Genomic DNA, 10,252 nt, shown 5'->3' with positions numbered 1-10,252 from the left:
GATCGACGGGCGCGCCATCGCCGAACCTTCGTTGGACCCTGCCCACCGGCTGTGGTAGGCAGCGGCGAAAGGCCCCTTCGCTAGCCGGGACACCCACGTCATGAACGCCGTCGCCACGCTGATCGCCCCCCGCTCCGTCACGCTTGACGAGAGCGTCGTTCTGTCCGCCCGCGCGGCGCTGGTCGCGCTGGGCGCCGACGCGGGCGCGCCCGATTGGCTGGCGCCGGGAACCGCCTGCGACCTGCCTTTTGGCAATCTGGCGCCGGAGCAGGCCGAGGCGGCGATCCGCCACGCGCTGCCCAACGCGACGCCGACCGGCCCGGCGCTGGATATTTTCGCCCAACCCTTCGCCACCCGGCGCAAGCGGCTGCTGATCGCCGACATGGAATCGACCATCATCGAGCAGGAGATGCTGGACGAGTTGGGCGATTATGTCGGGCTGAAGGACCACATCGCCGCCATCACCGCCCGCGCCATGAACGGTGAAATCGATTTTAAAGAATCGGTGCGCGAGCGGGTCGCCCTGTTGAAGGGACTGAAGGAATCGGTGATCGACGAGGTGTGGCGGCGCGCCACCCTGATGCCGGGCGCGGCGCAACTGATCGCGACGATGCGGGCCAACGGCGCCGCCTGCGTTCTGGTGTCGGGCGGCTTCCGCTGCTTCACCAGCAAGGTGCGCGACTGGATCGGCTTCAACGACGACCGGGGCAACGGCCTGGAGATCATTGACGGCGTGATGACCGGGCTGGTCGAAGAGCCGATCCTCGACAAGGACAGCAAGCTTCAGGCGCTGCTCGCCTACGCCGGGGAACACCGGGTGCCGATGGTGGAGACGATGGCGGTCGGCGACGGCGCGAACGATCTGCCGATGCTGCTGGCCGCCGGTCTGGGCGTCGCCTATCATGCCAAGCCGTCGGTCGCGGCGGAGGCCCGCGCGCGGGTGGATCACGGCGATCTGACGGCGCTGCTCTACGCCCAAGGCTACCGGATCGACGAGTTCAAGGATCGGCTCCCCTAACCCCCGACGCGCGAGGCCAAGCATGACAGGCGAACAGCGGCGGCGCGGTTTGTTGCGCCCGCGCGGCGGCCACGAGGCGGGCCGCGTCACCTTGTGTCGAGCTGTTCTTCGATCTGGTCTTCGTCTTCGCCGTCACCCAACTGTCCCACACGCTGGCCGCCCATCCGACGGTCGGCGGGGCGCTGGAAACCGGGATGCTGTTCCTGGCGGTCTGGTGGGTGTGGATCTTCACCTCCTGGGTCACGAACTGGCTGGACCCGGAACGCACGCCGGTGCGGCTTCTGCTGCTTGGCCTGATGTTCGCCGGGCTAATCCTGTCCTCCTCCCTGCCCAGCGCCTTCGCCGGAGGGGCGGTTCTGCTGCTGGTGGCGCTGTGGGAAACCCGCGCGTTGGGGAGTCAGCCCCAGACGCCGCGCACGTAGGGCGTCAACTGCGTGTCTTGCAGGATGATGTGGCGGACCAGCCAGTCGGCGGTGAATTTGTAGAGTTTTTCGGCGTTCTCGTGCGTCGGTTCCATGGAAAAGCGGTTTGACAGCTCGCTGACCAGCCGGACCGCCTCGCGGTGCTGGTGCACATGCTCCTCATATTTCGGGTAATGCGCCACCTGCATGATCCGCTCTTCGCGCGCGAAATGCTCTTTGGTGTATTCCAACAGCTTGACCAGAATCTTGGCGACGCGGATCGGTTGGAACCGCCCGCTGGTCAGCGCCGCGTCGAGTTCGTTGAGATACCCGATCAAGTGCTTGTGATCGTCGTCGATGGCTGGCTGACCAACGCTCAACTGCCGTCGCCACGTTATGACGCCCATGCCCCCCCGGCCTCCTCCATCGCCGGTCCACCCGATGGAAGGGGCGGTTCCCGGCATCATGCCTGTCGGGGATTATGGTGGTGTTACCAGTCGGACCAAACGGTCAGCGGCGTCACACGGCAATTTGACGCACCCAAAGCGCGAGTTTCCACCCGCCACGCAAAACGGGCGGAAGCGTCGCCGCCCCCGCCCGTTCATCAGAAGACGCTGTTTCTCGGAAACGATCAGCCGATGATCGAATAGCCGCAATCGACGTAGGTGGTGTCGCCGGTGATGCCCTTGGCCCCGTCGGTGGCGAGGAAGGCGGTGGTGTAGCCGACCTCTTCAATCGTCACCAGACGATGTTCCGGGGTGCGCTCCGCCGCCTTGTTCATCAGCTCGTCGAAATGGGCGATGCCCGACGCCGCGCGGGTCTTGATCGGACCCGGCGAGATGGCGTGAACGCGGATGCCCTTCGGCCCCAGTTCAGCCGCCAGATAGCGCACGCTGGCTTCCAGCGCCGCCTTGACCGGCCCCATGACGCCGTAATTGTCGATGACGCGGTTGGCGCCGAAATAGGACATGGTGAACAGCGAGCCGCCGTTGGTCATCAGCGGCTCGGCGTAGCGGGCCATGCGGATGAAGGAGTGACAGGAGACGTCCATCGCCTGCTGGAAGCCTTCGCGCGAGCAATCGACGACGCGGCCATGCAGGTCGTCCTTGGGCGCGAAGGCGATGCTGTGCAGGGCGAAATCCAGACGGCCCCACTTCTCGCCGATCTTGTCGAAGATCGCCTTCAACTCGCCCTCGCCGGTGACGTCCACCGGCTCGAAAATTTCAGCCTCGACCTGCTGGGCCAGCGGCTCGACATGCTTCTTGGCCTTGTCGTTCAGATAGCTGATCGCCAGATCGGCGCCCATCGCGCGGAAGGCGCGGGCGCAGCCCCAGGCGATCGACTGGTCGTTGGCGATGCCAAGGATAAGACCCTTTTTGCCTTCGAGCGTGGCGACGGCGGGAATGATCGTGGTCATGGGACTATCCTGATGTCAGGGGGACGGATTGGGGCACCGAAGGCGGTTCCATCTCTGGGCCGACCAAAGCCGTTGCCCGAAAGGCGCGTCGATTTCCTTTTGTGCGTTGCACCATAATCCAACATCCGCCGCCAATCAACTTGTTCGTGTCGCAATAAAACCGCCACACTATTTGGCAAAATCTCTGGAGTCAGGCGCAAATCCATACGGTTCAGACAATAAACTTGGCGCGGTCTCATTGATGTGGATCAAAAAACGGCTGTGTTGTTTTGCACGAACGGCATGAGCGCCCCGCCGGAAGCGCTCATGCCGTTTCATTGCCGCCCTCAACCCGGTCCCGTCAACCCGGCCCCGTCAACCCGGCAGCGGCAAGCCGCCGCGCTGGACGATGAAGGATTGGATGGCGTCCAACCCCTCGCCCGCCTTGATGTTGGTGAAGACGAACGGGCGGTCGCCGCGCATCTTGCGGCTGTCGCGGTCCATCACCTCCAGGCTGGCGCCGACCAGCGGGGCCAGATCGGTCTTGTTGATGACCAGCAGATCCGAGCGGGTGATGCCCGGCCCGCCCTTGCGCGGGATCTTGTCGCCCGCCGACACGTCGATGACGTAGATGGTGATGTCGGCCAGTTCCGGCGAAAAGGTCGCCGCCAGGTTGTCGCCGCCGGATTCGATGAAGATCAAATCCAGATTTGGGAACTTCGCGTTCATCGTCTCGACGGCGGCGAGGTTGATCGAGGCGTCCTCGCGAATCGCCGTGTGCGGGCAACCGCCGGTCTCCACCCCCATGATCCGTTCCGGCTTCAACGCGCCGGATCGGGTGAGGAACTCCGCGTCCTCCTTGGTGTAGATGTCGTTGGTGATCGCCGCGACCTCCCAATCGTCGCGCATGCGCTTGCACAGCGCGTCGGTCAGCGCCGTCTTGCCCGACCCGACGGGGCCGCCGATGCCAACGCGCAACGGGCCGGTGTGGCTCTTTTCGATGGCGGAATGTGCGGTCATGAGCGGAACAGCCTCGTGTATTGGGTTTCGTGAATCATCGACGTCCAATCGACGGCCAGCGCCCGGCCGCCGAGATCCTCCAGCGGGGTGGACAGCGCCGCCGCCGCCGCCGCGTGGGTGATGGGGTCGAGCGCGGCCAGCGCCCGTTGCCCGTCGGTCTGCCCCAACGGCACCAGCCGCACCCCCGCCGAAACAAGATTGGCGGCGAAGGCGTGCAGATAGGCGGTCAAGGCCGGTCCCTCCGCCACGCCGATCAGGGCCGACACCAGGGCGACGGCGACGGCATAGGCGGGCGGGCGTCCGGTCGCGGTCAACGCCGCGTCCCAGCGCGCCAAGCCGTCGAGCGGCCAGGCGGCGCGGATCGCCAACAGAAAGGCGGTTCCCTGCGCGCGGGATTCCAGCGCGGTTTCGCTCGACGCCCGCATCGCGTCGGCCCGCTCCACCGCCCAAGCGAAAGCGGCCTCGTCGCCCGCCCGCACCGCGCGGTGGACGGCGAGGAACAGCGCCCCGTCCGTCCGCCCGGCCCCGTGGCGGAGGATCCCGTCCAACCAGACGATCAACGTGGCGCGGTCGCGGACCAACCCGCGCTCCACCGCCGCCTCAATGCCATGGCTGTAGGAAAAGCCGCCGACGGGAAAGGAGGGCGACAGCCACGCCAACAGTCGGGTCATCGCGTGGGTGGAGAGGCTCGCCGCCTCAAGGCCCTCTCCCGAAGCGGGAGAGGGAAGGGACCCATGCGTCGCATGGGAAGGGTGAGGGGTTCGTCGAGGATCGGAAGGCTCCATGTTTGGACAGCCCCTCACCCTCCCCGCCTCTGGCGGGTCCCCTCCCTCTCCCGAGACGGGAGAGGGCTTATCCATGGGAATGCCCGCCATAGGCGCCGCCTTCCGGCATGAAGGGGGCGACCACGTCGCGGACCTCCGCGCCCAGCCCGGTCAGCATGTCGGCGATCACATGGTCGCGGCGCAGGCGGATGACGTCGCCGGTGATTTGCACCGGCAAATGCCGGTTGCCGAGATGCCAGGCGATTCGGGCGAAGGATTCCACCGGGCCGGACACCCGGACCTCCATCAATTCCTCCGCCGCCGCGATCACCCGCAGGAAACCGCCGTCGGTCATTTCCAGCCCGTCGCCCTCGTCCAACGCCACGGCGCGCGGCAGGTCGAGCAGGAAGGCGGCGCCGCCGTCGTCGGTCATCGCCATGCGGCGGCGGTGGCGGTCGTCAAAGGCCAGCGTCACGGCGCCGACGGCGCGGTCCAACGGCCAATGGCCTCGGGCGTGGACGCGGGTGGCGCGGCGGGTGGGGTCGGTGGTCATGGGGACAGCCGTTCAAAGGGGGTCGGATGGCCGAAAAAGCGCCCGGCCAAGTCGCTGACCAGCGGCGCCGATCCGGTGGTGAAGAAACGCACGCCGCTCTCCCCCGCCGCCGGGCGGTATTCGGGGTGGCGGTCGAGATATTGCTCCAGCGAGCGGGCGCTGAGCAGCGGTTGCGACAGGATGTCGACGCCGGGCGGCAAGGCGGCGCGGAACAGATGCGCGACCAGCGGGTAATGGGTGCAGCCCAACACCACGGCGTCGAGCGGCTCCCCCCCCAGCCGGTCCAGCAGCGCGGCGACGTAGCCCGCCACGGCGGGGGCAAGCTCCGCGTCCGACGCGCCGCGTTCGATCAACGGCACCAGATCGGGGCAGGCCTGCTGCACGACGCGGACGGACGGCGCGCGCTTGCCGATTTCACGCGGAAAGGAGCCGGAATTGACCGTCGCCAGGGTGGCGAAGACGCCGACCGTGCGCGGTTCGGCCAAATGGTCGGGCGGCACGGTGTCGATCATCCACGGCACCCGCGTGATCGCCTCCACCATCGGCACCAGCACGCCCAGCACGTTGCGCCCCGGATAGGCCGTGGGCAGCCATTCCTGTTGCAAACGGCGCAGCGACACGGCGGCGGCGGTGTTGCAGGCGATGACCACCAGCGTGCAACCCTGATCGAACAAGCGCTCCATCCCCCGCAGGGTCAGGCGGTGGATGTCGTCCTCGTCGCGCGGCCCATAGGGGGCGGCGGCGTGGTCGCCGAGATAAACGAACGGGCGGTCCGGGGCCGCGTCCACCAACGCCCGCAACACCGTCAACCCGCCATGGCCCGAATCAAAAACACCGATCACGAAACAGAACCTCGCAGCCGTCATGCCCTCTCCCGCCTGCGGGCTAGCGGATTCACACATCGAACCGTTTGGCAAAACAGTGGAATGGAACGACTTTTGGGTTCGTCATCCCCGCGAAGGCGGGGATCCAGGCTTCATCATAGGGGGCGCCTTGCGAACTCTGGATCCCCGCCTTCGCGGGGATGACGGCTAAAGTCATTTACTCCCAATAGGTTGTCATGTTGAACGATGTGTGAATCCGGTAGCCCGCAGGCGGGAGAGGGGCACTTTACATCAGAACAGAAAATACCGCTGCGCCATCGGCAGGACCGCCGCCGGTTCGCAGGTCAGCAGCACGCCGTCGGCCCGCACCTCGTAGGTTTCGGGATCGACCTCGATGTGGGGCATGGCGTCGTTGTGGATCATGTCCTTCTTGCCGACGGTCCGGGTTCCCTTCACCGCGATCAATTCCCGGTGCAGGCCCAGATGCCGCCCGACCTCCATCTCCAGCGCTTTGGCGCTGACGAAGGTGACGTTGCTGGCCTGGAGCGAGCGCCCGTAGGAGCCGAACATGCGGCGGTAATGCACCGGCTGCGGCGTCGGGATGGAGGCGTTGGGGTCGCCCATCAGCGCCGCCGCGATGGTGCCGCATTTGATGACCATGTCGGGCTTCACGCCAAAGAAGGCGGGCGACCACACCACCAGATCGGCCAGCTTGCCGACGGCGATGGAGCCGACGGCGTGGGCAATGCCGTGCGACAGCGCCGGGTTGATGGTGTATTTGGCGATGTAGCGCTTCACCCGCGCGTTGTCGTTGTCGCCGGTTTCCTGCGGCAGACGCCCGCGCTGGGCCTTCATCTTGTGCGCCGTCTGCCAGGTGCGGATGATGACCTCGCCCAGACGGCCCATCGCCTGGCTGTCCGAGCTTATCATCGAGAAAACGCCCAGATCATGCAGGATGTCTTCCGCCGCGATGGTTTCGCGCCGGATGCGGCTTTCGGCAAAGGCGACGTCTTCGGGAATGCGCGGGCTGAGATGGTGGCAGACCATCAGCATGTCGAGATGCTCGTCCACCGTGTTGACGGTGAAGGGCCGCGTCGGGTTGGTCGAGCTGGGCAGCACGTTCGGCAGGCCGGCCACCTTGATGATGTCCGGGGCGTGGCCGCCGCCCGCCCCTTCGGTGTGGAAGGCGTGGATGGCGCGCCCGGCGAAGGCCGCGACGGTGTCCTCGACGAAGCCCGATTCGTTCAGCGTGTCAGTGTGGATCGCCACCTGCACGTCGAACTGGTCGGCCACCGACAGGCAGGTGTCGATGGCGTCCGGCGTGGTCCCCCAATCCTCGTGCAGCTTCAAGCCGCAAGCCCCGGCGGCGATCTGTTCGATCAGCGCGTCGGGACGGCTGGCGTTGCCCTTGCCGAAGAAGCCAAGGTTGATCGGCAGCCCTTCCGCCGCCTGGAGCATCCGCTCCATGTGCCACGGTCCCGGCGTGCAGGTGGTGGCCGAGGTTCCCGCCGCCGGGCCGGTGCCGCCGCCCAGCATGGTGGTGACGCCGCTGTTCAGCGCCTCGTCCACCTGTTGGGGACAGATGAAATGGATGTGGGCGTCGATGCCGCCCGCCGTGACGATCTTGCCCTCGCCCGCGATCACTTCGGTGCCGGGGCCGATGACGATGGTCACGCCGGGCTGAACGTCGGGGTTGCCCGCCTTGCCGATGGCGGCGATGCGCCCGCCGGTGATGCCGATGTCGGCCTTGACGATCCCCCAATGGTCGATGATGAGGGCGTTGGTGATGACGGTGTCCACCGCGCCCTGGTGGCGCGAGCGTTGCGACTGGCCCATGCCGTCGCGAATCACCTTGCCGCCGCCGAACTTCACCTCGTCGCCGTAAACGGTGTGGTCGTGTTCGACCTCGACGATCAGGTCGGTGTCGGCCAACCGGATGCGGTCGCCGGTGGTCGGGCCGTAGAGAGCCGCGTATTCGGCCCGGTCGATGCGATGCGCCATGCTGGGTTCGCCCTTATGCTGTCCGGCCCGTCACAGGGCGCCGTTGACCTTGCGGTTGAAGCCGATGACCACCCGGTCCCCGCCATAGGCGACCAGCGCCACCCGCCGGGTCTGCCCCGGCTCGAAACGCACCGCCGTGCCCGCCGGAATGTCGAGCCGGAAGCCGCGCGTCGCCTCCCGGTCAAAGGACAGGGCGGCGTTGGTTTCGTAGAAGTGATAGTGCGAGCCGACCTGAATCGGCCGGTCGCCCGCGTTGGCGACGTCCAACTCCACCGTCGGGCGGCCTTCGTTCAGCGTGATCTCGCCGGACGCGGGGAAAATCTCACCGGGTTTCATGACGGGCGCCCCCTTCAACGGATCGGCTGGTGGACGGTGACGAGCTTGGTCCCGTCGGGGAAGGTGGCCTCGACCTGGATGTCGTGGATCATCTCGGCGATGCCGTCCATCACCTGATCGCGTGTCAGCACGGTGGCCCCGTCGCGCATCAGTTCGGCCACCGTGCGGCCATCGCGCGCGCCCTCGACGACGAAATCGGTGATGAGCGCCACCGCTTCGGGGTGGTTCAGCTTGACGCCCCGCTCCAGCCGCCGCCGCGCCACCATGGCGGCCATCGCGACGAGCAGCTTGTCCTTCTCGCGCCCTGTCAGATTCATGGAGTTGTCGCCCTCTTGCGCCCTGTTCGTTGGAACGATTATGCCACGTCGCCGCAGCGCGCCAAGTGCGTCGTATGACGTAGCGGGGCGCAAACCGCCGTTCCCGACTGGGTCATCGCCATACGCTGGAATCGACCTGTTTCGGCTGAAACTGCCAAATTCCGTTAATCCCTCAATTAAAAAGTGGAGTTCGCCGGTTCAAGCAATCGTAAATTAAGAATAATCTTCCAATAAATATCTTTTTTATCCTGGATTGCTCTGAAAAAATTTCTTTGGTCGCGAATCTCTCGGAGGAAAAGCCATGCTGGGTTTCCGTTGGATAGCCACACACGCGGGCGCGCCGGATTCTACGGCGTTCCAAACAGCAGTCGACTCGCTTCGTGACAAGTCGGGGGCGACCGAGTTTCAGGCCGTTCCAAAGCTCAATTCCGATAGGCTGGAACCATCCACCGCTTTGCAAGCCGCCGTCTCGACCTGGGTCAAAAACCTGAACGGGGCGGCGGCGGTCGTGCTGGTGCACGGCTACAGCTATGATCCCGAAACCGAATATGAACCTCATGATGGGGATGACGCCTTCAACGGCGTCTATGCCAATCCGAGGGATCTCAAACGTCCCTACAGCAGTTGGTTGCCCATCGTCGGCGAGACCGATGAGGAAGGGAACGCCCTCAAAGATGTGGCGGTTCCCTTCAGTTGGACCTCAACCGGCAGCTTCAGCCATTACGGCAACGCAGCATGGAGCAACCCCTATCAATACGCCGTTCTGGATCTGGCCGTGCAAGCCGCAAGATCCCTGAAGCTCGTCATTTGCGCTTTGGCAAGGGCTGGGGCGACAGTCGATATCCTGGCCCACAGCCTGGGCACTCGGCTGACCTTGCAAACGCTGGCTCTGCTTGCCGATCAAGGCATGTCGAACGCCGTGCGGCGGGTCGTGCTGATGGGCGGGGCGGAATTCAGTGTTGACGCCCGTGATTCCAGTGAAAAGGGCGGCTTTGACGCGTTCAATTTGGTGAACCGAAGCGATTCGGTCCTCAAATGGGGAGCGACAAAGATGATTCATCCGTTCCGACAGGTTCAAACCGTTGAATCACGGGTCATTGGCCGCGATGGCATGCGAGCGGACGAGCGTTGGATCGACATCCAGATTGATCGCGACACCTCCGACAAACGCGCCGCCTTCGATCAATGGTTCATGACCCACTACAACACCACACTGTCGGAAGAGCCTGCTGGTGGGCGCGGGCGGCACTGGGGCTATTACATGCAGTCGTGCAATCGAATTTTCCTGAAGGCGCTGTTCAGCGATCCGAACGTTACAGCGGCGGGCCTGCGCGAAGCCGGACTCATCGAAGGGGTCATCCGGTACGATTACGGCATTCTGCCAGATCCAGTTCCACCCACCCCCCAAACCGCCGCAGCACGGATCAAAGCCAACCACGAAGCGGCGGCGGCGTTGGTTTAGAGCAGGTCGCGTTGAATCGGGATCGATTTAACGCGTGAATCTGCTCGATAAATCAAAGATTAGAGCACCGCGCTGTTTCAGATTTAGCGCGCGGCGCTTGTCTTGTAGAACGCTCGGCTCATTCTGCAAGAATGGGCCGCTTGGGGTGGGGGGGCCCCCA

General features: G+C 65.2%; 12 protein-coding genes. 3 read left to right on the top strand and 9 right to left on the bottom strand.

What is annotated here, in order from left to right:
- The first annotated feature begins 100 nt into the window (after positions 1-100).
- Both serB and ACODS4_RS27825 read left to right on the top strand, forming a co-directional pair.
- Positions 101-1,018 carry a phosphoserine phosphatase SerB gene (gene serB, locus ACODS4_RS27830; protein ID WP_488869085.1) on the top strand — a complete coding sequence of 306 codons (918 nt, stop codon included), beginning with the start codon at positions 101-103 and terminating at the stop codon, positions 1,016-1,018.
- Between the two features lie 101 nt (positions 1,019-1,119).
- Positions 1,120-1,440: a low temperature requirement protein A gene (locus ACODS4_RS27825; protein WP_488869087.1), complete on the top strand. Its 321-nt coding sequence runs from the start codon at positions 1,120-1,122 to the stop codon at positions 1,438-1,440.
- Here ACODS4_RS27825 and ACODS4_RS27820 read toward each other — a convergent pair.
- From ACODS4_RS27820 to ACODS4_RS27780, 9 genes are all read right to left on the bottom strand, one after another.
- A complete protein-coding gene (locus ACODS4_RS27820; RefSeq protein ID WP_488869083.1) occupies positions 1,416-1,826 on the bottom strand; it encodes a bacteriohemerythrin in 411 nt (136 codons plus the stop codon). The genes ACODS4_RS27825 and ACODS4_RS27820 overlap by 25 nt on opposite strands.
- A gap of 224 nt (positions 1,827-2,050) precedes the next feature.
- Positions 2,051-2,836 (bottom strand): enoyl-ACP reductase FabI, encoded by a 786-nt coding sequence (gene fabI / locus ACODS4_RS27815; RefSeq protein WP_488869081.1) that lies wholly within the window; start codon positions 2,834-2,836, stop codon positions 2,051-2,053.
- A gap of 354 nt (positions 2,837-3,190) precedes the next feature.
- A complete protein-coding gene (ureG, locus tag ACODS4_RS27810; protein WP_119829718.1) occupies positions 3,191-3,835 on the bottom strand; it encodes an urease accessory protein UreG in 645 nt (214 codons plus the stop codon).
- Complete coding sequence (locus tag ACODS4_RS27805; RefSeq protein WP_488869078.1) at positions 3,832-4,506, bottom strand: urease accessory protein UreF; 675 nt, start codon at positions 4,504-4,506, stop codon at positions 3,832-3,834. The genes ureG and ACODS4_RS27805 overlap by 4 nt, the downstream gene beginning before the upstream one ends.
- A 181-nt stretch (positions 4,507-4,687) precedes the next feature.
- On the bottom strand, positions 4,688-5,152 hold the full coding sequence (locus ACODS4_RS27800) for an urease accessory protein UreE (RefSeq protein ID WP_488869076.1): 465 nt from the start codon (positions 5,150-5,152) through the stop codon (positions 4,688-4,690).
- On the bottom strand, positions 5,149-5,994 hold the full coding sequence (murI, locus tag ACODS4_RS27795; protein ID WP_488869074.1) for a glutamate racemase: 846 nt from the start codon (positions 5,992-5,994) through the stop codon (positions 5,149-5,151). Before murI ends, ACODS4_RS27800 begins: the two co-directional genes overlap by 4 nt.
- Positions 5,995-6,267: 273 nt before the next feature.
- Positions 6,268-7,977, bottom strand: coding sequence for an urease subunit alpha (gene ureC, locus ACODS4_RS27790; protein WP_488869072.1), 1,710 nt, complete (start codon positions 7,975-7,977; stop codon positions 6,268-6,270).
- 30 nt (positions 7,978-8,007) lie between these two features.
- The gene (locus ACODS4_RS27785) at positions 8,008-8,313 is read right to left on the bottom strand and encodes an urease subunit beta (RefSeq protein ID WP_488869070.1); all 306 of its coding nucleotides are present in this window, start codon (positions 8,311-8,313) and stop codon (positions 8,008-8,010) included.
- 14 nt (positions 8,314-8,327) lie between these two features.
- Positions 8,328-8,630, bottom strand: a complete 303-nt coding sequence (locus ACODS4_RS27780; protein WP_488869068.1) for an urease subunit gamma — start codon at positions 8,628-8,630, stop codon at positions 8,328-8,330.
- Positions 8,631-8,931: 301 nt separating this feature from the next.
- Between ACODS4_RS27780 and ACODS4_RS27775 the strand changes: the two genes are divergently transcribed.
- The gene (locus ACODS4_RS27775) at positions 8,932-10,092 is read left to right on the top strand and encodes an alpha/beta hydrolase (protein ID WP_488869066.1); all 1,161 of its coding nucleotides are present in this window, start codon (positions 8,932-8,934) and stop codon (positions 10,090-10,092) included.
- Positions 10,093-10,252 lie beyond the last annotated feature (160 nt).

This window comes from Azospirillum sp. FG154 (genome assembly GCF_057809575.1).
Note: the sequence above shows the minus strand (reverse complement) of the source record. Positions and strands in the feature narration are given on the sequence as shown.